Below are 23,647 nucleotides of genomic sequence, written 5' to 3'. Positions count from 1 at the left end.
GCCATGATCGACCGCTTGAAGGTCCTCATGGGGCGCCCCCCGGACGACGAAGCCAGGGCCGCGGGCGAACGGCCCGCGGCCTCGCTGTCGCGCCTGACGCGGGGATCGCGGCGTCTGGGGTACGGTGTCGCCATCGTCTTCTTCGGCGGCCTGGGGACCTGGGCGGCGGTGGCGCCGCTGGCCGGTGCGGCGGTGGCGCCGGGCGTCGTCAGCCCCGACGGCCACCGCAAGACGGTCCAGCACCTGGAAGGCGGCATCCTGCGCGCCATCCATGTGCGCGAGGGCCAGGCCGTGCAGGCCGGAGAACCGCTGGTGACCCTGGAGGATACCCGCGCGCTGGCCGAATACCGCGAACTGCGCGAGCGCATCCTCCACCTGACGGCGACCGAGGCACGGCTGACGGCCGAGCAGGCGGACGCGGCGGCCATCGCCTGGCCGGACGCCCTGGCGTCGCCGCCGGCCGAGGACGACGCTGCTACAGCCACGACCGCCAGGGCCGGAGAGAAGGCGCTGTTCGACAGCCGCCGCGCCGCGCGGCAGGGGCGCGAGCGCATCCTGTCGCGCCGGGTCGCGCAGTTGGACGAGGAGATCACCGGCCTGCGCCAGGTGATCGCGGCGCAGGAGGAGCAGGTCGCCCTCATCGCGGAGGAGATCGCCAATGTGGAGCAGCTCTACCGCAGCGGCTTGGAACGGCTGCCGCGGCTTCTGGCGCTCAAGCGGCAGCAGGCGGACATCCGGGCGGAGATGGCGGCGAACCGCGCCTCCATCGCCCGCAACGGGCAGAAGATCGGCGAGACGGAGATGGAGCGCCTGACGCTGCGCCAGCAGGATCACGAACGGGTGAGCGAAGAGTTGACGCGCGTGCGGGCGGAACTCGCGCGGCTGCGCAGCCAGGCGCCGTCGCGGGCCGACGTCCTTGCGCGCCGGCTGGTCCGCGCGCCGATCGACGGGCGCGTGATGAACGTGCGCGTCACCACCGAAGCCGGCGGCGTCCTCGGCGCGGGAGAGCCCATCCTCGATATCGTGCCCGAGGCGGCGCGGCTGGTGGTGGAGGCGCGCGTCAAGCCGGTGGACATCGACACGGTGCGCCCCGGCATGGCGGCGCGGGTGGTGCTGACGGCCTACCGCCAGCGGTCCATGCCGCAGATCGTCGGCACGCTGCGGTCGATTTCCGCCGACCGGCTGACGGACGAGGCCTCCGGCGAGCCCTATTTCCTGGCGCGGGTCGAGGTTGATCCCGAGGCCCTTGAAACCGCCGGCGGTGAAGACGTCCGCCTGATGGCGGGGATGCCGGCCGATGTGATGATCCTGACGGGCACCCGCACCATGCTGGACTACCTGATCCAGCCGCTGGCCGAAAGCGTCCGCCGCAGCTTCCGCGAAAGCTGACGGCGTACCGTCGGTCGACACAAAAAAAGGGGGAAGCCCCGGTGTCGGGACCTCCCCCAGTCTAGGCCGTTGACCCGTGTACGCGGTCGGCCTGGGAGCTGCGTTGGTTATTCGGCGGCGGTGGCCGTCGTCCGATCCACCGCCGTCGGGCGGGTGCGGTCGGCGGTCTTCTTCAGCACGTCGAACACGGGCTGGAAGGCCGGGCGCTCGATGTAGCGGCCGGCGCCGCGCTCGACGTTCAGCTGGCCGTCCTTCCACACCACCTTGCCTTGGCTGACGGTCACCACCGGAAGGCCGGTGACCTCCATGCCCTCGAAGATGTTGAAGTCGATGTTCTGGTGGTGGGTCTTGGCGGAGATGGTCTTGGTCGCCGCCGGGTCCCACACCACGATGTCGGCATCGGCGCCCGGCGCGATGGTGCCCTTGCGCGGGTGGATGTTGAAGATCTTCGCCGTGTTGGTCGATGTGACGGCCACGAACTCGTTCATGGTCAGCCGCCCGGCGCCCACACCGTGGGTCCAGAGCGCGGCCATGCGGTCCTCGATGCCCGCCGTGCCGTTGGGAATCTTGGAGAAATCATCCTTGCCCATGGCCTTCTGCTCGGAGCAGAAGCAGCAGTGGTCGGTCGCCGTGGTCTGGAGGTTGCCGGACTGGAGCCCCTTCCACAGCGCCTCCTGGTGTTCCTTGCTGCGGAACGGCGGGCTCATGACGTGGGCGGCGGCATGGTCGAAATCGGGGTGGCGGTAGACGCTGTCGTCGATCAGCAGGTGCCCGGCCAGAACCTCGCCATAGACGCGCTGGCCGTCGGCGCGGGCGCGGGTGATGGCCTCCAGCGCTTCTTTGCAGGAGTTGTGGACGATGTAGAGCGGCGTGCCCAGCACCTCGGCGATGCGGATGGCGCGCTGGGCGGCCTCGCCCTCCACCTGCGGCGGGCGGGACATGGGGTGCGCCTCCGGCCCCATGATGCCCAGGTCCTTCATCTTCTGCTGGAGACGGAAGACCAACTCGCCGTTTTCCGCGTGGACGGTGGGAATGGCGCCCAGTTCCAGCGATCGGCTGAAGCTGTTGGCCAGGATTTCGTCGTCGGCCATGATGGCGTTCTTGTACGCCATGAAGTGCTTGAAGCTGTTGACGCCGTGCTCCTTGACCAGCGTCTCCATGTCGGCGTGCACCGTTTCATCCCACCACGTAATGGCGACGTGGAAGGCGTAGTCGGCGCAGGCTTTTTCCGACCACTCGCGCCACTGCTTCCAGGCGTCCATGAGGCGCTGCTGCGGGGCCGGGATCACGAAGTCGATGATCATGGTGGTGCCGCCCGCGAGGCCCGCCGCGGTGCCGGTGTAGAAGTCCTCGCTGGCGACCGTGCCCATGAAGGGCAGCTGCATGTGGGTGTGCGGGTCGATGCCGCCCGGCATGACGTAGGCGCCGTCGGCATCCACGATTTCCGCGCCCGCCGGCGCATCCAGATTCTCGCCCACCGCGACGATCTTGCCGTCCTCGCACAGCACGTCGGCGCGGGTGGTGGTCTCGGCGGTGACGACGGTGCCGCCCTTGATGAGAAGTGCCATCGGTAAAGTCTCCCAGGTTTCGTTTTGGCCGTCTTGTTGTGGCTTTGGGGGAGGGTGGGGGAACCGCTTGGGGCTCCCCCGTTGCGGCATGGTCAGGCGGTGGGGGCCGCCTCGGTTTCCATCTGCGCGGCCTCGGCGTGCCGCTTGCCCCACATCAGGCCGCCGTAGAGCAGGCCGGCGATGAACAGGCCGACGAACCAGGCATAGCCGTAGAGGGTCTTCCAGAAGGGACCGACGCCCTCGATCAGGCCGGCGGCATCCAGGAAGCCCGGCAGGTTGGGCAGGACACCCACCGCGAACGCAAAGATGGCGACCCAGTTCCAGCCGTTGGTGTAGGTGTAGCGGCCGTGGGCGCGGAACATGTCCGACACCTTGGGCGCGGTCTTGCGGATCAGGAAGTAGTCGACGATCAGGATGCCGGCGATAGGACCCAGCAGCGCCGAGTAGCCCACCAGCCAGGTGAACAGGTAGCTCCCCGCCGTCTCCAGCAGCTTCCAGGGGAACATGGCGATGCCGATGCCGGCGGTGATGTAGCCGCCCATCTTGAAGCTGATCTTGTTGGGCGCGAGGTTGGAGAACCCGTAGGCCGGCGCCACCACGTTGGCGGCCAGGTTGGTGGTCAGCGTCGCGACCATCAGGGCGGCCAGCGCCACGATGATGCCGACACCGCCCATCTTGCCGGCCAGCGCGACCGGGTCCCAGATGGGCTCGCCGAAGATGACGACGGTGGCCGACGTGACGGCCACGCCGATGAAGGCGAACAGCGCCATGGGCAGCGGCAGGCCGATCATCTGGCCGACCACCTGGTCCTTCTGGCTGCGGGCGAAGCGGGTGAAGTCGGGGATGTTCAGCGCCATGGTGGCCCAGAACCCGACCATGGCCGTCAGCCCCGGCCAGAACACGCTCCAGAACTGGCCCTCCTTGTCGCCGCCTTCCACGAAGGCCGAGGGGGTGGAGAGCATCTCGCCGAAGCCGCCGGCCTGGATGTAGGCCCAGCCCAGCAGCGCCAGGCCCATCAGCAGCAGGAAGGGCGCGGCCAGGTTCTCAAGCCAGCGGATGCTTTCCGTGCCGTGGCGGATGAACCAGACGTGCAGCGCCCAGAAGGCCAGGAAGCACAGGGTCTGCGCGATGTCGATGCCGAGGAACGGCAGCGGATCGCCCTTGAAGACGTCGCCGGTCAGGGTGTTGAGGATGACGTAGATCGCCATGCCGCCGACCCAGGTGTTGATGCCGAACCAGCCGCAGGCGACCAGTCCGCGCATCAGCGCCGGCAGCTTGGCGCCGCGCGTGCCGAAGGAGGACCGCAGCAGCACCGGAAAGGGGATGCCGTGCTTCGCGCCCGCATGGCCGATCAGCATCATGGGAATGAGCACGATGACGTTGCCGGCCAGCACCGTCAGCACCGCCTGCCACCAGGCCATGCCCTCCGACACCAGGCCCGCCGACAGCATGTAGGTGGGCACGCAGACCACCATGCCGACCCAAAGGGCGGCGATGGACGACCACTGCCATGTCCGTGCCTCCGGGGTGGAGGGGGCGAGATCCTCGTTGTACAGCCCGGGATCGGCGCCGGCGAAGCGCTCGTGCGCGACGCCGAATTCGTCCCGGACTTCCGTATAGTTGGTCTCAGTCATGAGAGAAGCTCCCTGTTTATCCCGTGGGGGAGGGGCGCTCCCGCTTCTTCAGAGCCCCTTTTGGGGGCTCAGGCGGGTTCCTTGCGCATCGGATTGTTGGGGTGCTGGGTCCAGTTCCGGTACGTCTCCCCGTCGTCGACGCGCTCCATGGTGATGCAGTCCGGCACGGGGCAGGCGAGCATGCACAGGTTGCAGCCGACGCAGTCCTCGTCGACGACCTCGAACTTGCGGTCGTCGGGCTCCGCTCCCTGGTGGAAGCGGATCGCCTGGTGGCTCGTGTCCTCGCAGGCGATGTGGCACAGGCCGCACTTGATGCACTTGTCATCGTCGATGCGGGCCTTGATGTCGTAATTCATGTTCAGCTGGTTCCAGTCGGTCACGTTGCCGACCGCCATGCCGCGGAAGTCCTCGATGGTGCGGTAGCCCTTGGCGTCCATCCAGTTGCTCAGCCCGTCGATCATGTCTTCGACGATGCGGAAGCCGTGGTGCATGGCCGCCGTGCACACCTGGACCGAGCCGCAGCCCAGCGCGATGTATTCCGCCGCGTCGCGCCAGGTGGAGATGCCGCCGATGCCCGACATGGGCAGGCCGTGGGTGGCCGGGTCACGGGCGATTTCCGCCACCATGTTCAGCGCGATGGGCTTGACCGCCGGGCCGCAGTAGCCCCCGTGGGTGCCCTTGCCGTCGACGGTGGGGGTGGGCGCCATGACGTCCAGGTCCACCGAGACGATGGAGTTGATGGTGTTGATGAGCGACACGCCGTCCGCTCCGCCGTTCTTGGCCGCGCGGGCGGGGTGGCGGACGTCGGTGATGTTCGGCGTCAGCTTCACCAGGCAGGGCAGGCTGGAATACTTCTTCACCCAGCCGGTGACCATCTGGACGTATTCGGGCACCTGCCCGACGGCCGCGCCCATGCCGCGCTCGGACATGCCGTGGGGGCAGCCGAAGTTCAACTCCACGCCGTCGGCGCCGGTTTCCTCCACCAGCGGCAGGATGTATTTCCAGTCTTCCTCATTGCACGGGACCATGAGGCTGACGATGACGGCGCGGTCGGGCCACTTCTTCTTGACGTCGGCGATTTCCGCCAGGTTGACGGCCAGCGGCCGGTCGGTAATCAGCTCGATGTTGTTGAGCCCCGCCATGCGGGTGCCGTTGTAGTCGATGGCGCCGTAGCGCGACGACACGTTGACCACCGGCGGGTCGATGCCCAGCGTCTTCCACACGACGCCGCCCCAGCCGGCGCGGAAGGCGCGCTCGACGTTGTACTGCTTGTCGGTTGGCGGCGCGCTCGCCAGCCAGAAGGGGTTGGGCGACTTGATGCCGGCGATGGTGCAGGAAAGGTCCGCCATGTCTCGGTTCCTTTTAGCTTGTCAGGGCGCGCGTCAGGCGGGCTGGGAAGCGGTGGCGCCGGCGCCGGGCTCGGCGGCCGTGCCGGTGGCGATGCCGGCGCGCAGCCAGGCGTCGATGGCGTGGGCGGCGATCTTGCCGTCCTCGACGCCCTGCACCGTCAGGTCCTGGCCGCCGGCCACGCAGTCGCCGCCGGCCCACACACCGTCCACCGAGGTGCGGCGGGTTTCATCCACCGCGATGCGGCCGCCGTCCAGGTCCAGCACCGCCGCGCCGTCGTCGGAGATGGTGGCGGGCACGAACATCTGGCCGATGGCCTTGAGCACCGTGTCGCAGGGGATGACGGCGGTCTCGCCGGTTTCGGTCAGTTTGCCGTCGGGGCCGGTGGCGGTGTAGGCGAACTCCACGCCCGTGACCGTGCCGTCCTCGGCGATGACGCGCTTGGGAGCGAGCCAGTGCTTGACGGTGACGCCGTTTACTTGCGCGAACTCCTGCTCCACCCAGGTGGCGGACATGGTGTTCTTGCCGCGGCGGTAGACGAGGGTGACGTCTTCCGCCCCCAGCTTCCTGGTCTGCACGGCGGCGTCGACGGCGGTGTTGCCGCCGCCGATCACCACCACGCGGCGGCCGACGGGCAGGGCGGACAGGTCTTGTGCCTGGCGGATATCGGCGATGAAGTCCACGGCGTTGTAGACGCCGTTCAGGTCCTCGCCGTCGCAGCGGAGCGCGTTCACCGCCCCCAGGCCCAGGCCCAGGAACACGGCGTCGTACTGGGCGCGCAGGTCGGCGAGGCTGAAGTCGCGCCCCAAGGCCTTGCCCGTCTGCACGGTGATGCCGCCGATGGACAGGATGTAGTCCACTTCCCGCGCCGCGTAGTCGTCGACGGTCTTGTAGGCGGCGATACCGTATTCGTTCAGCCCGCCCAGCTTCTCGCGGGCCTCGAACACCGTCACGTCATGGCCCAGCACGGCCAGGCGGTGGGCGCAGGACAGGCCGGCGGGGCCGCCGCCGACCACGGCGATGCGCTTGCCGGTCGGCGCGTCGCGCTCGAACAACTGTGTGCCGGCGGCGAACAGCTTGTCGGTGGCGTAGCGCTGCAGGTTGCCGATCTCGACCGGCTTGTGGCCCTCGGCGTTGCGGACGCACTTGTCCTCGCAGAGGATTTCCGTCGGGCAGACGCGGGCGCACATGCCGCCCATGATGTTGGCGGAAAGAATATCGGCCGCCGAGCCCTTCAGGTTCCCCGTGGTGATCTTCTTGATGAAGCTGGGGATGTCGATGCCCGTCGGGCAGGCCTTGATGCACGGCGCGTCATAGCAGTAGTAGCAGCGGCTGGCCTCGATGACGGCGTTCTTGTCGTCCAGCGGCGGGTGGGCGTCGGCGAAGTTGTCCGCCAGGGCCGCCGCGTCCAGGCGGCCGGCCTTGATGTCTCCCATGGTTCCCATGGTGCTCCCCGTTCTTCTGTGATCGTTGGGACAGGCGGGCAGGCGGCCTTACTCGGCCGGCTCCGGTGTCGCCTTGGCGGTTTCGTTGGCCTTCTGGAGCATGGCGTGCAGCAGCACCTCGCAGCCCGCCGCGATCCATTCGGGCTTGGCGTCTTCCACCTCGTTGTGGCTGATGCCGTCGATGCAGGGCACGAAGATCATGCCGGCGGGCGCGACACGGGCCAGATAGCAGGCGTCGTGCCCGGCGCCCGAGACCATGTCGCGGACGCTGAACCCGCCTTCCTCCACGCCCTTGCGGACGGCGGCGACGCAGCTTTCCTCGAACTTCACGGGCTTGTAGTAGAAGATCTGCTCAAGCTGGCAGTCCAGGCCGATCTCGGCGGCGATACGGTCGACCTCGGCCCGCATCTCGCGGTCCATCTCCGCCAGCACGTCGTCGGACGGGTGGCGGAAGTCGATGGTGAAGAAGACGTTGCCGGGAATGACGTTACGCGAGTTGGGGTAGACCGTCATCATGCCCACCGTCGCGCAGGCGGTGGGCGCGTGCTTGAGGCCGATGCGGTTGACCGCGTCCACCACCCGCGCCGCGCCCAGCAGCGCGTCCTTGCGGCGGTTCATGGGGGTGGGGCCGGCGTGGCTTTCCACGCCCGTGAAGGTGACCTCGTACCACCGCTGCCCTTGCGCGTCGGTGACCACGCCGATGGTCTTGTCCTCGGCTTCCAGGATCGGCCCCTGCTCGATGTGGGCCTCGAAGTAGGCGCCGACGGGGTGGGCGGCGTGGCTGGCGTCGTCGGGGCCGGAGTAGCCGATGCGTTCCAGCTCCTCGCCCATGGTCCTGCCGTCCTGGTCCTTGCGCGACAGGCCGTAGTCCAGGTCGAACACGCCCGCGAAGACGCCCGAGGACACCATGGCCGGCGCGAAGCGCGAACCTTCCTCGTTGGTCCAGACCGCGACCTCGACCGGGGCTTCGGTCTCGTAGTTCAGGTCATTCAGCGTGCGGATCACCTCCAGCCCCGCCAGCACGCCGTAGACGCCGTCGAAGCGCCCGCCCGTCGGCTGGCTGTCCAGGTGGCTGCCGGTGACGATGGGCGGCAGGGCGGGGTTCCTGCCCTCGCGGCGGGCGAAGATGTTGCCCATCTTGTCGACGCGGATGGTGCAGCCGGCGTCCTTGCACCACTGCACGAACAGGTCGCGGCCCTGCTTGTCCAGGTCGGTCAGCGCCAGGCGGCAGACGCCGCCCTTGGGGGTGGCGCCGATCTTCGCCATCTCCATCAGGCTGTCCCACAGGCGCTCGCCGTTGATTTTCAGGTTCTGAAGCGCGGTCATCGTGTGCTCCCTGGGTCGGGGGTGCCTCCGGGCCGCTGGCGTCGGGCAAGCCGGAGGCGTTCGCGGCCGGCGGGGGAGCCGGACGCGGCGGTCATGGTCGGTGCGGACAGACCTCTCCCGGCGCCGCGCCCCGCCGGCAATGCGGCAAGGCGCGAGCGTCTTCCCCCGCGATCACGGGCGAAGAGGCGGAGGATCATCCGCGTGCGGATACACCTTTCCCGTCAGCCGCCGCGCAGGTCGGGTGCGGCCGGCGGCTTGGGCACAGGTGATGCGCTAATCGTGTAGACGGTCGACGGCGCTGACGCGGCCGCGGCGGTCCGTCGTCAGGTGGTATCGGGGGTACTGAGGATGATGTCGCGCATGGTGATCTCCCAGTTTTCGCCATCCCGTGCGCGCAGGATGGGCGGGTGTATCGGGTGGCGTGTCGAGTCCTCCGGGCACCAGCCCGCGGCTCACCTTTCCCGAGACGTTTCCGTCGGTGCGTCCATCGGCGCCTCCCTAGCTCCGGTGGACACGGACGCGCCCTTATGGTTTTTGTGGGTCGAGTCCGCTTCCGACACATTCATGCTAGCCATCGCTTGACCGATTGGTCAAGTTGGTATTCGAGCAATTTTCTGGGAAATTGACATGGCCTCGGCGCGAAAACCCGCATTGAAGTCCAGTAAATCCGGTAACCGTGAGGAAACTCAGGCGCTTATACTCAGCGCCGCCGAGCAGGTGTTCGCCGAATTCGGCTACAAGGGCGCGACCACCGGCCGCATCGCGGAACTGGCCGGCGTGCCGAAGGCCAATCTGCACTACTATTTCAAGACCAAGGAGAACCTGTACCACCAGGTGCTGGAAGACATCGTCAACACCTGGTTCGCGGCGGCGGCCGAGTTCGATTCGATCGAAGACCCGGAAGAGGCCATTTCCCACTACGTGCGGCTGAAGCTGCGCCTGTCGCGGGAGCGGCCGCTGGGCAGCAAGGTCTTCGCCAACGAGATCATCCACGGCGCGCCCAACCTGATCGGGTATTTGCGGACCACGCTGAAGGACTGGACGGACGCCAAGGCACGGGTGATCGAGCAGTGGATCGCGCAGGGCCGCATCCGCCCCGTCGACCCGCACCACCTGCTGGTGATGATCTGGGCGACGACGCAGACCTACGCCGACTTCGGCGTGCAGGTCGCTGCCGTGCTCGGCAAGGACGACCTGGAGGACGCTGATTTCGAGACGGCGGCCGAGACGCTGACGCGCATCATCCTGCGCGGTCTGCTGGCCGGCGCGGACTGACGCGGTGGCGGAAACCCTCGGCATCGTCCTGCCCATCTTCGGCGTCATGGCGCTGGGGTGGATCTTCGCCCGCCGGTCGCTCATTTCCGAGGCCGGCGTATCCGGCATCGTCAACTTCGTCTTCTATCTGGCAATCCCGGCGCTTCTGTTCCGCACCCTTGCCAACGGCGCGGTGGAGGGGCGCTTCGACGCCCGCCTGATCGCCGGGTTCTTCTCGGCCGCCCTGCTGCATTTCGCGCTGGGCTGGCTGGTGTCGCGCTTCGTCTTCCGCAACAGCACGGAGGCCTGCGGACTGGCCGCCATGTCGGGCGGTTTCGGCAATCTGGTGCTGGTGGGGCTGCCGCTGGTCCAGCGGGCCTATGGTGATGCCGGGCTGGTGCCCTTGATGCTCATCATCATGGTGCACTCGGCCATCCTGTTCACCGCCACGACGCTTGCCATCGAGGCCGGGCGCAGCGGCGGCGGCAGCTGGGTGCGGCGCCTGGGCGGGACGCTCAAGTCGGTGTTCCTCAACCCCATCGTCATCGCGGCGCTGTCGGGGCTGGTGTTCGGCATGCTCGGCCTGCGCCTGCCGGGCGTGGTGGACGAGACGCTGGCGCTCATCGGCCGGGGTGCCGCGCCGGTGGCGCTGTTCGCGGTGGGGGCGACGCTGGCGACGTGCCGCATCGCCGGCGACCTGCGCGAGGCGCTGGTGATGACGGCCCTGAAGCTTCTGGTGCTGCCGGTGCTGGTGTGGGTCTTCGCCGCCCTGGTCTTCGACCTGCGGCCCGAATGGGTGACAGTCGCCGTGCTGGCCGGCGCCATGCCGGCGGGGGCGAACGTCTACGTCTTCGCGCGCAAGTTCGACATCTACGTCAACCGGGCGACGGCGGTGGTGCTACTGTCCACCGTGCTGTCGGTGGTGACCCTGACGGCGCTGATCGCCACGCTGCCGGCGCCTTGAGGGGGGATGAGCGGCTGGCGCCGCTTGGGCCAGCCCCAAACCCCGCTGGAGGCGGAAGCCTCCAGTCCTCCACTTTTTCTGATTAGGGGGAGTGGGTGCGGTATCGCAAGGGCGGCTTACGGCGTCTGTGGGCTCCTGCTTTCGCAGGGGTGACGGGGTTTTTCTAAGCTATTGTTCTATAATACCGGGCGACACATGAAACCGTACACTCGTCGCCCGGCAAGGCCGACTGGCCGCCGCGCCTTTTGGCGCGTGAGGCTGCGTGCCGCTTGAACGCAGCCTCGATGATTTCAATCATCGAGGCGTACAACATGAAAATGACCGTCATTCCTGCGAAAGCAGGAATCCACATACGGTGCCGACCACCCCGCCGCGCCGCATGGCCGACCGCACACCATCAGCCACCCGCCTCACTCACCGCGGGAGCGCGAGGGAGGCCGGACCTCCCTCGCATCAAACACCGTTACTCCGGCTTGCGGAAGTGCAGGATGCCCCAGGCCAGATGACCGGCGCTGCCGGCCTTCACCCAGTTGTCCAGGCCGACCAGCATGCGGTCCATGTAGCCGCGGCTGCACACCTTGGCGACCTGGTTGTACTCCTCGCGCAGCACCTCTGCGACCCGACCGTAGTGGGTGGGCAGGTGGCCGGTGTAATCGGTGACCGACACCACGTCGAAGCCGACGCGGGTCGCCGCGTCCTTGTAAAAGCCGATGGAGCCCAGGTTCTCCAGGTGGATGCGGTCGTAGACCGGCTGCAGCACGCCCTCGGGCACGTCGTCGGCTTCCATCGGATCGGTGAAGATCAGGTGGCCGCCGGGCTTGAGCACCCGGAAGGCTTCCTCCAGCACCCGCTCGCGATCGCCCGAGTGCAGGATGGCGTCCTGCGACCACACCACGTCGAAGCGGTTGTCGGGCTCGGGGATGTCCTCGAAGCTGCCGTGCACCACGGTCACCTTGTCCGACAGGCCCTGTTCTTCGGTCAGTCGGCGGTTGGTGGCGTTCTGCGTCTCGGAAATGTTGAGACAGTGCACCGTGCAGCCGCGCGTCGCCGCCAGGCGCCGCGCCGCGCCGCCGTAGCCCGCGCCGATGTCGAGCACGCGGGAGGTCTCGTCCAGCGAGACCTGCTCGGCCATGGTGTCCACCGTGCGGCGGCTGGCCTCCTTGATGGTCTCCCCGGCCTTGTCGGAGTACAGGCCGATGTGGATGTCCTCGCCGCCCCAGATGGTGAAGTAGAAGTTGTCGGCGTCGCCGCTGTCGTAATAGGTCTCGGCCACCGACGCGATCTTCTCGCGGTCGTGGTCGCTGCGGCCCCGCTCGTGGGTCTTCTCGGCGACGTGGATGAAGAAGTCGGGGTCGTCCTCCTGGTAGGTTTCCTGGAAGTCGCCGAAGGTGCGCACGTACTGGAAGCCGGCCTCCGACAGCAGGCGGCGCGTGTAGTTCTTGCGCAGCGGGAACATGTTCAGCGTGTATTCCGAGCCGTCGGGGAAGGCGTAGCGGAAGCGCGCCAGGCCCTCGTCCATGTGCGCCGGCTCGGCCGTCACCTTGTCGCCGCAGTAATAATATTTGTGCTTGGACGAATAACCATTGTCCAGGATGGCGTCGTAGTTGCGCTGGTCGATGATCAGCACGCCGTCATGCTTCAGCGCGGCATAGAACTCCGCCAGGGCGCGGCGGCGGTCGTGTTCGTCGTGCAGGTGCGTGAAGCTGTTGCCCAGGCAGATGATGGCGTCGAACTTGCCGTGCAGGTCGCGGTTGAGGAACCGCCAGTCCGCCTGGCAGGTGCGCAGGATGATGCGGCGGTCCTTGGCGTTTTCGAAGGCCTTGGCCAGCATGGCCGCCGAGCCGTCGACGGAGGTGACGTCGAAGCCCGCCTTCATCAGCTGCACCGAGTGGAAGCCGGTGCCGGTCGCCACGTCCAGGATCTTCTTCTTGCCGCGGGCCTTGAGGATGTCGATGAAGAATTGGCCCTCGCTTTCGGCGCGGGCGTCCCAGTCGATCAGCTCGTCCCACTTCTCCACGAAGGTCTTCACGTACTCGTTGCGGTAATGGTCGCTGTCGCGCACCGCAAGCGGATCGTCGCCGTAGTGCTGGGTCTTGGTCACCAGTTCGGCGTTCGGTTCCTTGGTGTCGATGGTCGCCATGGGTCGGCTCCTCTTATTCCGCGGGCACCAGCTTGCCGGCCTCGGCCATCAGGGCCTCGGCCTTGTCGGTCTTCTCCCAGGGGAAGTCGGACCGGCCGAAGTGCCCGCCGGAGGCGGTGGGGCGGTAGATGGGCTTGAGCAGGTCGAGCATCGCGACGATGCCCTTGGGCCGCAGGTCGAAGTGCTCGCGCACCATGGCCTCGATCCGGGCTTCCGGCACCTTCGACGTGCCGAAGGAGTCGACGCGGATGGACACCGGCTGGGCGACGCCGATGGCATAGGCCACCTGGACCTCGCAACGCTCGGCCAGCCCGGCGGCGACGATGTTCTTGGCCACGTAGCGCGCGGCGTAGGCGGCGGAGCGGTCCACCTTCGACGGGTCCTTGCCCGAGAAGGCGCCGCCACCGTGACGGCCCATGCCGCCGTAGGTGTCGACGATGATCTTGCGCCCGGTCAGGCCGCAGTCGCCGACAGGACCGCCGATGACGAAACGGCCGGTCGGGTTGATGTGGAAGGCGGTGTCGTCGTTCAGGAAGCCCTTGGGCAGGCAGGGGCGGACGATTTCCTCGATGACGGCCTCGCGCAGGGTGGCGTGATCGACCTCCTCGTCATGCTGGGTGGACAGCACGACGGCATCGATGCCGGTGGGCTTGCCGCCCTCGTAGCGCACGGACACCTGGCTTTTCACATCGGGGCGCAGCCACTTGAGCGTGCCGGCCTTGCGCACCTCGCGCTGGCGCTCGGTCATGCGGTGGGCCAGTTCGATGGGCATGGGCATCAGTTCGTCGGTCTCGCGGCAGGCGTAGCCGAACATCAGGCCCTGGTCGCCCGCACCCTGGTCGAGGTCCAGGCCGGCGCCCTCGTCGACGCCCTGCGCGATGTCGGGAGACTGCTTGTCCAGCGCCACCAGCACGGCACAGGAGCGACCGTCGAAGCCGAACCGGGGGTCGTCGTAGCCGACGTCCAGGATGGTGTCGCGCGCGACCTGGGTGTAGTCGACGTTGGCGGTGGTGGTGATTTCGCCCGACAGGATGCACATGCCGGTGTTCACCATGGTTTCGCAGGCCACGCGGGCCTTGGGGTCCTGCTCCAGGATCGCGTCCAGAACGGCGTCGGAGACGTTGTCGGCCAGCTTGTCCGGGTGGCCGGCGCCCACGGATTCGGACGTGAAGATGTAGGAGTCCGTCAAGGCTCTCTTGCTCCCTCTGTCAGGCGCGGGGGCGGGCGGCCGTGCGGTGTCTGCCGCACGGGCCCGTGCCGCCCTCGGGCACATGGCGTTGTCGTCGGACGCGAGGCTTCCTCCGGCGGTCGCGCAGGCGTGCCGGTTGCCGTTCGCGGTGCGAACGTGCTGTGTTTGTTCCTGACGCGTGGCCCCCTTGCGGTGGTGCCGGATCGGATCTGGAACTCGCGCCGATGTGGGTCCGGAGCGCGTGGCCGGCTCCGGTCGGTCTGGGCGCGCCGCCCGCCGATTCGGGGCGGCGTCATCCTCTGGAATGACCGGATCATACAAGAAGGTTGCGTCCGATCCAACCCAGCCATGCCATTTTTGAGGCACGGATTAATTTTTGTGCAACATACGACCGTGCCGGAAGCATGCGCGAAGCCGCCCCTGGGCCGCTGTTTCCGGCGTCTTCGGGCTTGGCGGCGCGGGCACCGGCGGGGACGAACGCACCCAGGCATGGGGGCGGCCGTCTCGCTCCCGGTTTCCGCCGACTCGGTTGTCCGGCGGAGGATGCCGGGTACCTCGCGTCACCATGTCTCATCGGTAACTTGCGCGTGTGCTGTGGCATTACGTACCATCGGGGCCTGTTCGAGAACGCGGGAGGGGAACGGCGATGCGACAGTGGAAGATGGTGGCGCTGGCGGGGGGCTTTGCCGTGCTTGCGGCATTGGCGGTACCGGCGGGCGCGGTGGCCCAGGACGACGGGCTTACGGAAAAATACGGCGCCTGCATGGATGCTTCCGGCGGCGTCACCATCAACATGAAGGAGTGCATCTGGGCAGAGCACGAACGGCAGGATGCGCGCCTGAATGCGGCCTACAAGCACGTCATGGGCCTGCTGAGCGACGACCGGAAGGCGGCCCTGCGGACGGCGCAGCGGGCATGGATCGCCTACCGCGATGCCAACTGCGGCTTCTTCGCTGACCCGATGGGCGGAACGCTGGCCGGTGTCCTGGCCAGTGACTGCATGATGTCGGAAACCGCCGAGCGCGCGCGGGAACTGGAAGATATCGCCAGCATGTACTGATCGGGAATGCCGGAGGCCGTCCGCCATAGCGTGGCGCTATGGTCTGAATGGGGATTTCCTATTTGCCGGGTCGGGTTCTTCCGCCGCTCAATGGAGCGATACACCCAAAGCCCGAGGACCCGCGCCCCATGCTCTGCTTCCACCTCCCAGACACCGCCCTGCACCAGCCGCCGCAATTCCTGGTGCGCGGCCAGCCCCGGCCGGTGCCGGAGCGGCCGGAGCGGGTGGCGGCGGTGCTGGAGGCGCTGCGGGCGCGCGGCGACCGCGTGGAGGACGCGCCGGCCGCCGGTCCCGCCGCGCGCGCAGCCGTCCACACGCCGGAATACCTGGCCTTTCTGGAAACAGCCTTCGCGCGGTGGTCGGCGCTTCCCGACGCGGCACCGGTGGTCATTCCCAACGTCCATCGCGGGCCGGACATGCTGTCCTATCCCTCGAGCGTGGTCGGGCAGGCGGGGTTCCACATGAGCGACACCGCCTGTCCCATCGCCGAGGGCACCTGGCGCGCCACCGTCGCCGCGGCCGACTGCGCCGTGGCGGCGGCGCGGGCGGTGGCGACGGGCGGCGAGGGGGCGGCCTATGCCCTCTGCCGGCCGCCGGGGCATCATGCCGGCCGCGACATGGCGGGGGGCTTCTGCTACCTCAACCACGCCGCCATCGCCGCCGAGGAAGCGCGCCGGCTGCTCGCCGCCCGGGGGCGGCCGCCGCGGGTGGCGGTGCTGGACGTGGACGTGCACCACGGCAACGGCACGCAGGGCATCTTCTGGCGGCGCGACGACGTGTTCTTCGCCTCCGTCCACGGCGACCCGGCGGAGTTCTACCCCTTCATGGCCGGCCATGCGCACGAGCGCGGCGCCGGTGCGGGCCTGGGCGCGACGCTCAACCTGCCGCTGCCCCTGGGATCGTCCGAGGACGCCGTCCTGCGCGCGGTGGAGGAGAGCCTGGCGGCGGTGGCCCGCTTCGCGCCATCGGTGCTGGTGCTGTCGCTGGGGTTCGACACCTTCAAGGACGACCCGCTGGCCGCCTTCGCCGTCACCACGCCCGGTTTCGCGCGCCTGGGCCGGGCCATCGCGGGCGCCGGCCTGCCGACAGTGCTGATCCAGGAGGGCGGCTATGCCGTCGACCACCTGGCGGCGAACCTGTCCAGCTTCCTTGACGGCTTTGAGGGCTAGAACAGTTCCCGATCGAATAGAACCGGGAATTGCGAAGAGGGTCGCGACTGCGACCCCGCGCCGGTCAGGCGCGTGAGCCTGCGTGGCGCCTGAACGCAGCTCTGACGTGACCGCGTCAGAGCGCAAACTGCGCTAGAATACCCGGCCGAACAGGCGCAGCAGCGGGTCGAGCATCGGCTTCCAGCTTTCCAGCGCCGGCGGCTCGGTGATGCTGTTCTCCAGGTCGCGGTCGAACTGGTCGTTCAACGCCGCGATGAAGGAGGGAGCCTCGGACGTCACGCCGTTCTCCAGGTTGAGGCGGCTGCTCAGGCGGTCCAGGTTATGGCTGGAGACGCAGGCCCAGGCGTCGTCCACGATGGCGACCTTGGCGTGCATCATGCGGTGACGGAAGAACTGGACCGTGCATCCCGCCCGCACCAGCCGTTCGGCGAAGGCGCGGCCAAGGATGTCCAGCGGCGGATGGTCGCTCACCTCTGGCAGCAGCAGCGTCACATCCACGCCGCGCCGGGCGGCGGCGGTCAGGTGGCGCAGCAGCCGGTGTTCGGGCACGAAATAGGGCGTGGTCAGCCGCAGGGTGTGCGTCGCGCCGTCGATGCGCTTCAGGACGCAGCGGAACAGGTCGCGGCGGATGGGTTTTTCCGGGCTGTTGACCATGTAGCGGAACGGCCCGTCCTGCCGGTGGTAGACGTCGCGTTCCGCCTCCTCGCGCGTCATGCGGCGCTTGGCGGTCGGGTGTTCGGCGCGGCGCCAGGACAGGTCGAACATCTCTGCCATCGGAATGGGAACGGTGCCGCCGACGCGCATGAAGGTGTCGCGCCAGTCGCACATGCGGTCGGTAAAGCAGATGCCGCCCGCCCAGGCGGTTTCCCCGTCGATGAGGATGGTCTTGCGGTGGTCGCGGTGGATGCGGGTGGGCGCCATGAGCACGGCGCGCGCCGTCAGCGGGTTGTAGAAGCGCACGGTGCCGCCGGCCTCGTGCAGGTCGCGCGCCGCGTCCGAGTCCTTCAGCGCCAGGCTGCCGAACCAGTCCAGCAGCACGCGCACCCTCACGCCCGCCCGCGCCCGCTCGGCCATGATGCCCAGGATGCGCCGGCCGATGGCGTCGTCGCCCACGATGTACTGCTCGAAGTCGATGGAGCGCTGCGCCGCCGCCAAATCGTCGGCGACGGCCTCCCATGCCTCGGCAACCTCGTGGTACAGGCGGAAGGTGGTGGGCGTGTCGGCGGTGTCGCGCGGCTCGGCGAGCAGGGCGCGGGTCATGCAGGGCTCCGTCGGCGTCGGTAGGCGCGGCGCGGCGCGGTCAGTTCACGGTCGGTTCGGGCGACCCGACGGGGGAAGAACGCCGGGGTGCGACGTCCGTTCCTCTTCCGGCACGAAAGCCCGAAAGACGTGCAGGATGCAGGCATCCTGATACCGCAACGGTTCTTCGGTCTGGTATGGCGTCCGACCTTCGTCGGCCGGCGATCACCCTTATTGCGGTTCGTTCCAAGCGCGTCCCTTGCGACAGTTGCCGCGCGAGAGACGAAACGGAGCCCCCAGACCATGCCTGCGCAAACCACCGCCGAAACCGGTATCCTGAACGTCAACGGGTTCACCGACGCCGAAATCATCGACGCCAGCCGCCTGTCGCTGGCCGTCTACGACCGCCCCGGGTCGGGCCCGGCCACCGTGGAGGGCTGGTCGCCGCTGCTCGAGGACCTGACGCTGCCGGACGGCGATCCCGGCACCTTCGACCCGACCACCGGCTTCTACATCAACGGCAATGCGTCGGCCGTGGTGATGATGAGCGACGACGGCACGCTCGCCATCAGCTTCGCCGGCACCTCGTCGGAGGAGCCGTGGTACGACATGCTGGAATACTGGACACTGGACGCCGACCGGCTGCGGTCGCAGTACTTCAACGACCTCAAGGGCCTGGTGAAGACGGTGTTCGACTACGCCATGGACAACGGCATCTCCGATATCCTGCTGACCGGCCACAGCCTGGGCGGCGCGGCCACCACCGGCACCTTCGACTGGCTGGAAACCACCGGCAGCACCTACGATGCCCTGACCATCGAGGGCATCACCTTCAACTCGCCGGTCACCGGCTACCACCCCGACAAGCCCATGGTGGAACTGGCCTTCACCAACGACCTGATCGGCGAGATCGTCGGCCAGGACGCGGCCAACGTCATCAACAACATCTGGTATGCCGTCAACCCCAGCGCCGTGGCGCCCGAATACGATCCCACCAACCCGCTGTCGTATGCGGCGCAGCTGTTCCAGGCGTCGACCACGCCGGAGCACGACATCACGCGCTTCACCGAGTCCTTCCCCGAACTGCTGAAATCGCCCATCTACGAGGACCTGGGCGCCGACGACTTTCTGATCATCGACAACTTCGATTACGCGGTGTCGGTGGATGCGATCACCACCCTTTCGCCCGCCGCGGCCGAGATGGTGGCGGCCGCCGACGTGGTCGGCATGATGGGCGACGACATCGACGACGTGCTGGTGGGCTCGGGCAAGACCGACCTCATGGACGGCCGCGAGGGCGACGACATCCTCAAGGGCAGGCAGGGCGACGACCGCATGTGGGGCGGCGAGGGCAACGACGTGCTCAAGGGCAACGGCGGCTCGGACATCCTGAACGGCGAGGCGGGCAATGACCGGCTGGAGGGCGGCGGCGGCAAGGATGCCTTCGTCCTGGACGGCGTCTTCGGGCACGACGTCATCGCCGACTGGCGCAACGGCGAGACGCTGTCGTTCACCGACCCCGGCTACGGCGCCGAGATCGGCAACGAAAAGCAGCTCAAGGACTGGGTGGAAAGCACCGAGGGCGTTTCCGTCGTGTCGGGCTCGGGCGATCCGCTGACCATCGCGGTGCGCGACGACGGCATGGTGACCTTCGAGAACCTTCAGACCTGGGACGACGCCGCGGTGGCGTGACGGCTGACGCGGCGGCGGCGGGCTGGCAGGATGGGCGCATGTCCGCAAGGAGGTCTCCCATGATCCGCCGCCCGTTGTCGCCGTCGCCGCGCCTGCCGCTGCTGCTGGTCCTGCTGCTGGCGCTGGTCTGCGCGCCGGCCGGCGCCGCCCTGGCCCAGGTGGCCCACGACCTGACCCTCAGCCTGGATCCGACCACCGGCCTGCTGAAGGGCACCGATCGCCTGACTCTGCCGCCCGGCCACACCGGCCCCCTGACCCTGAGGCTGGGCGAGGGTCTGGCGGTCGAGGCCGCGACGGTCGGCGGCGAGCCCGTCGAGGTGCGGCGCGACGGCGAGACGCTGCGCCTGCCCGTGCCGGCGGGGGCGGAGGCGGCGGCGATTACCTATGCCGGCACGCTGGCCGCCCCGGAGCCTCCCGGCCTGGCGCCGGAGGGAAGCTGGCTGCCGGGCGGCTATGCCTGGTTCCCGCAGGCCACCGACGCCGACCGGCTGGAGGTCACCGTGACCCTCCCGCCCGGCCAGCGTGCTGCCATGACCGGCGCCCTGGTGGCGGAGGAGGAAACGCCCGACGGGGGCATGCGCACCACCTTCCGCGCCTATGCCGGGGAGCCGCCGACCCTGTTCGCCGGCCCCTACGGCGTGACGGAGCGCATGCACGAGGGCATCCGCCTGCGCACCTACTTCCACAACGACGTGCCCGGCCGGCTGGCCGGTGCCTACCTGGACGACGTGGCGCGGCACATCGACCATTATGCCGACGTCATCGGGCCTTACCCCTACGACGGTTTCGCCGTGGTGTCGGCGCCGCATCCGGTGGGGCTCGGCTATCCCGGCATGACCTATGTTTCCCGGCGCATCCTGCATCTGCCGTTCATGCGCGCCCAGTCCCTGCCGCACGAGGTGCTGCACGTGTGGTGGGGCAATGCCGTGTGTGTGGCGCCGGGCAGCGGCAACTGGGCCGAGGGGCTGACCACCTACATGGCCGATTACGCCCTGGCCGACCCCGCCCGCCAGGATGCGATGCGCCGGGACTGGCTGCGCGACTACGCCGCCCTGCCGGCCGGAGAAGATAAGCCGCTGACCGCCTTCCGCGGCAAGCTGCACGCCCGCGACCAGGTGACCGGCTATGGCAAGGGCGCCTTCGTCTTTCACATGCTGGAGCGCCGCATCGGGGACGAGGCCTTCCGCGACGGCGTCGCTGCCGTCTACGCCGACCACCGCGGCGGCACGGCGGGCTGGAGCGACTTCCGCGAGGCGTTCGAGGCGGCGTCGGACATGGACCTGTCGGCCTTTTTCGACCAGTGGCTGGCCCGCACCGGCGCGCCCACACTGGCCCTGGAGGCGGCGGAGGCCGTGGACGGCGGTGTGCGCGTCACCCTGGCGCAGGGCGGCGAACCCTATGCCCTGCGCGTGCCGGTGGCGGTCGAGACGGCGGCGGGGACGGAGCAGCATCTTGTGCCCCTGTCGGCCCGGCGGCGGACGGTCGTGCTGGACACGGAGGCCGCGGTCCGGGCAGTGCGGGTCGATCCCGACCATCACCTGTTCCGCCACCTGGCCGAAGGCGAGCGCACGGCCACGCTGCGCGACGTCAGCCTGGCCCCGGACGCGCAGGTGGTAGTCCGAGCCCTGCCGGAGGCTGCGGAAGAGACAGCCGCCACGCTCGCCGCCCGCATGCTGGGCGCGCGGTCGGTGGACCTGGCGGAGGACTGGGACCGCGACCGCCCGGCCCTGGTCGTCGCACAGGGGGCGCCGCACGCGGTGGCCGATCGGCTGGGCATCGCCGCCCCGCCGGACGTGCCCGAGGACGCATCGGCCGTCGTCTGGTCGGCCCGCGAGACCCCCTTTCCGACGCTGGTGGTGGCGGTGCGCGATGCCGAGTCCCTGGCGGCGCTGGTCCGTCCGCTGCCGCACTACGGCCGCGAGAGCTGGCTCGCCTTCCGGGGCGGGGACGCCATCGCCAAGGGTGTGTGGAAGCCGGGCGCCGAGAATGCCCTGGCGCGGCGGCTGTAGCCCGCCGCCCCACCCGGATGCATGGCCCGGTCGCGGATTTAGGTGTTGCATTCGGGGGCGTCGGGGGCTAAGTCCCGACCGACTTCCCGCGCGTGCGCGCGACCACTCTGCCGGGTAGGGTCAGCGACCGGCGGACCATCGCCCGCGCCGCATGCCAGGGCGGCGCGGGGACAGGGAACCGACGATGTATCATGGCTCCTCGGCGGCGGCTCCGGCCGATCCGCCGCCATTCCGAAGTGCGTTCACCTACGCCCTGCGCGCCGCCACCGAGGCGGCGGCCGTGGCCGCGCGCGCATGGCTGGCCGAGGGCGACCGCCCCGGCGCCGCCCGCGCAAGCGCCGAGGCCATGCGCCGGGCGCTCGGCACGCTGGCGCTGAACGGCACGCTGGTGGTGGGCGACGAGGCCGATGTCGCGGGCCCCGTCCTGCCGCCGGGCCTCGTGCTCGGCCAGGCGGATGCGGCGGACGCCTTCGATATCGCCGTCGATCCCGTGGAGGGGACGTCCTATCTGGCCCAGGGCGGGCTGAACAATGCCCTGTCCGTGCTGGCGCTGGCGCCCGCCGGCAGCCTGTTCCGCCCCGGCCCCGCCTTCTACATGGAAAAGATGGCCGGTCCGCCCGCCGTGGTGGGACGCATCGACCCGGCCGCGCCCGTGGCCGAGCGCCTGCGCTGCCTGGCCGAGGCCCTGGACAAGCCCGTGCGCGATCTGGTCGTCTACGTTCAGGAAAAGCCGCGCCACCGCCGTCTGGTGGAGGCCATTCAGGCGACCGGCGCCCGAGTCGCCCTGCACGCCGCCGGTGATGTGGCGGGCGCGCTGATGGCGGCCATTCCGGGGTCGGGCGTCGATGCCATGATGGGCACCGGCGGCACACCCGAAGGCGTCATCACCGCCTGCGCCGTCAAGGCCCTGGGCGGGTCCTTCCACGGCCGCATCAACCCGCAGCTCAACACCGAGCGCATGGCCGTCGCCGCCGCCGGCATGGACACCGAGCGGTGGATGAGCCTGGACGACATGGTGGCCGCCCCGGCGCATTCCCTGCATTTCTGCGCCACCGGCATCGCCGACGGGCTGCTGCTCAACGGACCGGCGGAAACGCCGGAAGGCCTGTGCCTGCAAACCCTGCTGGTGGGCGGCGGCCTGCCCGGACGGCAGGTGCTGACATCGTGGGTGCGCAATCCGGGGGCGGGGCGATGAGCGCGACGGCCGTGCCCTTTCCCGGCATGACGCAGTCGGCCGCGGTGCTCGACCGGCCCATCATCCTGGGCATCGTCGGCGACAGCGCGGCCGGCAAGTCCACCTTCGCCGCCGGTGTGGCGCAGATTCTGGGGGCCGAGCGGGTCACGGTCATCTCGCTGGACGACTACCACCGCCACGACCGCGCCGAGCGCAAGGCGCTGGGCCTGTCGGCGCTGGACCCGCGCGCCAACCACATGGACATCATGGAGCAGCACCTGCGCCTGCTGCGCCAGGGGCAGCCCATCCTCAAGCCCGTCTACGACCATTCCGACGGCAGCCTGAAGGCGCCGGAGTACGTGCGGCCGGGGGATTACGTCATCGTGGAGGGCCTGCACGGCTACACCACGCGGGCCATGCGCGACTGCTATGACGTCAAGGTCTACCTGGAGCCGGAAGAGGACCTGCGCGTGCGCTGGAAGATCGACCGCGACACCAGCCAGCGCGGCTATGACGAGTCCGAGGTGCGCGAATCGCTGCAGACCCGGGCGTCGGACAGCGACCTTTATATCCTGCCGCAGCGCACGTTCGCCGACATGGTGGTGAAGTTCGTCCGCCCCGAGGGTCGGTTCGACGAGACGGGGCCGCACCTCAACGTCCGCCACACCCTGCGCCCGACGTTGCCGCACCCCGATCTTTCGCCCATCCTGGAGGGCTCCAAGGACAAGGTGTCCCTGACGCTGGCGCGGGATATCGACGGCAAGCCCGTCGACGAACTTGAAATCTCCGGCGATCTGGATGACAAGCGGGCCAAGGCGATCGAGGACCTGTTGTGGAACCTGATTCCGGAGGCCAGCCACCTGCGCGCCAACCTGGGCCAGTACATGGACGACCGCGAGCACCGCGCCAAGATGAGCCACCCGCTGGCGCTGTCGCAGTTGATGATTACCTACCACCTGGTCAAGGCCGCCATGGGTCACTATGCCATCTGAGCCATCCGACCCAGGCACCGACCCGTCGTTTCAGCACATCGCGCCGACCTGCACCG

General features: G+C 68.9%; 17 protein-coding genes. 9 read left to right on the top strand and 8 right to left on the bottom strand.

Annotation, left to right across the window (positions count from 1 at the left end):
* Nucleotides 1-3: 3 nt before the first annotated feature.
* A complete protein-coding gene (locus tag C882_RS13670; RefSeq protein WP_009541212.1) occupies nt 4-1,389 on the top strand; it encodes an HlyD family type I secretion periplasmic adaptor subunit in 1,386 nt (461 codons plus the stop codon).
* Between the two features lie 107 nt (nt 1,390-1,496).
* Here the strand turns inward: C882_RS13670 and hydA are convergent, their stop codons facing one another.
* The 5 genes from hydA to C882_RS13645 all read right to left on the bottom strand — a co-directional run bounded on the left by hydA (nt 1,497) and on the right by C882_RS13645 (nt 8,709).
* On the bottom strand, nt 1,497-2,957 hold the full coding sequence (gene hydA, locus C882_RS13665) for a dihydropyrimidinase (RefSeq protein WP_009541211.1): 1,461 nt from the start codon (nt 2,955-2,957) through the stop codon (nt 1,497-1,499).
* 92 nt (nt 2,958-3,049) lie between these two features.
* Nucleotides 3,050-4,591, bottom strand: coding sequence for an NCS1 family nucleobase:cation symporter-1 (locus C882_RS13660; RefSeq protein WP_009541210.1), 1,542 nt, complete (start codon nt 4,589-4,591; stop codon nt 3,050-3,052).
* A 68-nt stretch (nt 4,592-4,659) separates the two neighbouring features.
* The gene (preA, locus tag C882_RS13655) at nt 4,660-5,940 is read right to left on the bottom strand and encodes an NAD-dependent dihydropyrimidine dehydrogenase subunit PreA (RefSeq protein ID WP_009541209.1); all 1,281 of its coding nucleotides are present in this window, start codon (nt 5,938-5,940) and stop codon (nt 4,660-4,662) included.
* A 33-nt stretch (nt 5,941-5,973) separates the two neighbouring features.
* Entirely contained in the window at nt 5,974-7,374 is a 1,401-nt protein-coding gene (locus C882_RS13650; RefSeq protein WP_009541208.1) for an NAD(P)-dependent oxidoreductase, read from the bottom strand.
* A gap of 57 nt (nt 7,375-7,431) precedes the next feature.
* Entirely contained in the window at nt 7,432-8,709 is a 1,278-nt protein-coding gene (locus C882_RS13645) for a Zn-dependent hydrolase (protein ID WP_009541207.1), read from the bottom strand.
* 651 nt (nt 8,710-9,360) lie between these two features.
* Between C882_RS13645 and C882_RS13635 the strand changes: the two genes are divergently transcribed.
* Nucleotides 9,361-9,984, top strand: coding sequence for a TetR/AcrR family transcriptional regulator (locus C882_RS13635; protein ID WP_236262689.1), 624 nt, complete (start codon nt 9,361-9,363; stop codon nt 9,982-9,984).
* Between the two features lie 4 nt (nt 9,985-9,988).
* Nucleotides 9,989-10,927 (top strand): AEC family transporter, encoded by a 939-nt coding sequence (locus tag C882_RS13630; protein WP_009541204.1) that lies wholly within the window; start codon nt 9,989-9,991, stop codon nt 10,925-10,927.
* A 463-nt stretch (nt 10,928-11,390) separates the two neighbouring features.
* Here C882_RS13630 and C882_RS13625 read toward each other — a convergent pair whose 3' ends face one another.
* Both C882_RS13625 and metK read right to left on the bottom strand, forming a co-directional pair.
* The gene (locus C882_RS13625; protein WP_009541203.1) at nt 11,391-13,067 is read right to left on the bottom strand and encodes a glycine/sarcosine N-methyltransferase; all 1,677 of its coding nucleotides are present in this window, start codon (nt 13,065-13,067) and stop codon (nt 11,391-11,393) included.
* A 13-nt stretch (nt 13,068-13,080) separates the two neighbouring features.
* Entirely contained in the window at nt 13,081-14,256 is a 1,176-nt protein-coding gene (gene metK, locus C882_RS13620) for a methionine adenosyltransferase (RefSeq protein ID WP_009541202.1), read from the bottom strand.
* 646 nt (nt 14,257-14,902) lie between these two features.
* On the opposite strand from metK, the gene C882_RS13615 reads away from it, so the two are divergent.
* Together C882_RS13615 and C882_RS13610 are read left to right on the top strand one after the other, a co-directional pair.
* The gene (locus C882_RS13615) at nt 14,903-15,316 is read left to right on the top strand and encodes a lysozyme inhibitor LprI family protein (RefSeq protein ID WP_009541201.1); all 414 of its coding nucleotides are present in this window, start codon (nt 14,903-14,905) and stop codon (nt 15,314-15,316) included.
* Nucleotides 15,317-15,444: 128 nt separating this feature from the next.
* The gene (locus tag C882_RS13610) at nt 15,445-16,485 is read left to right on the top strand and encodes a histone deacetylase family protein (RefSeq protein WP_009541200.1); all 1,041 of its coding nucleotides are present in this window, start codon (nt 15,445-15,447) and stop codon (nt 16,483-16,485) included.
* A gap of 132 nt (nt 16,486-16,617) precedes the next feature.
* Here C882_RS13610 and C882_RS13605 read toward each other — a convergent pair whose 3' ends face one another.
* Complete coding sequence (locus C882_RS13605; RefSeq protein ID WP_009541199.1) at nt 16,618-17,745, bottom strand: phospholipase D-like domain-containing protein; 1,128 nt, start codon at nt 17,743-17,745, stop codon at nt 16,618-16,620.
* 282 nt (nt 17,746-18,027) lie between these two features.
* Here C882_RS13605 and C882_RS23325 point away from each other — a divergent pair, with 282 nt between their 5' ends.
* The 4 genes from C882_RS23325 (at nt 18,028) to C882_RS13585 (ending at nt 23,591) form a co-directional block, all read left to right on the top strand.
* A complete protein-coding gene (locus C882_RS23325) occupies nt 18,028-19,416 on the top strand; it encodes a peptidase S1 and S6, chymotrypsin/Hap (protein ID WP_009541198.1) in 1,389 nt (462 codons plus the stop codon).
* 59 nt (nt 19,417-19,475) lie between these two features.
* Nucleotides 19,476-21,425, top strand: a complete 1,950-nt coding sequence (locus C882_RS13595) for a M1 family metallopeptidase (protein WP_009541197.1) — start codon at nt 19,476-19,478, stop codon at nt 21,423-21,425.
* A 184-nt stretch (nt 21,426-21,609) separates the two neighbouring features.
* On the top strand, nt 21,610-22,620 hold the full coding sequence (locus C882_RS13590; RefSeq protein WP_009541196.1) for a fructose-bisphosphatase class II: 1,011 nt from the start codon (nt 21,610-21,612) through the stop codon (nt 22,618-22,620).
* Nucleotides 22,617-23,591, top strand: a complete 975-nt coding sequence (locus C882_RS13585; RefSeq protein WP_009541195.1) for a phosphoribulokinase — start codon at nt 22,617-22,619, stop codon at nt 23,589-23,591. Before C882_RS13590 ends, C882_RS13585 begins: the two co-directional genes overlap by 4 nt.
* Nucleotides 23,592-23,647 lie beyond the last annotated feature (56 nt).

The sequence above is a fragment of the Caenispirillum salinarum AK4 genome, assembly GCF_000315795.1.
In the GTDB taxonomy this organism is placed as follows: domain Bacteria; phylum Pseudomonadota; class Alphaproteobacteria; order Rhodospirillales; family Rhodospirillaceae; genus Caenispirillum; species Caenispirillum salinarum.
This window is presented reverse-complemented; position numbering and strand designations above follow the sequence as displayed.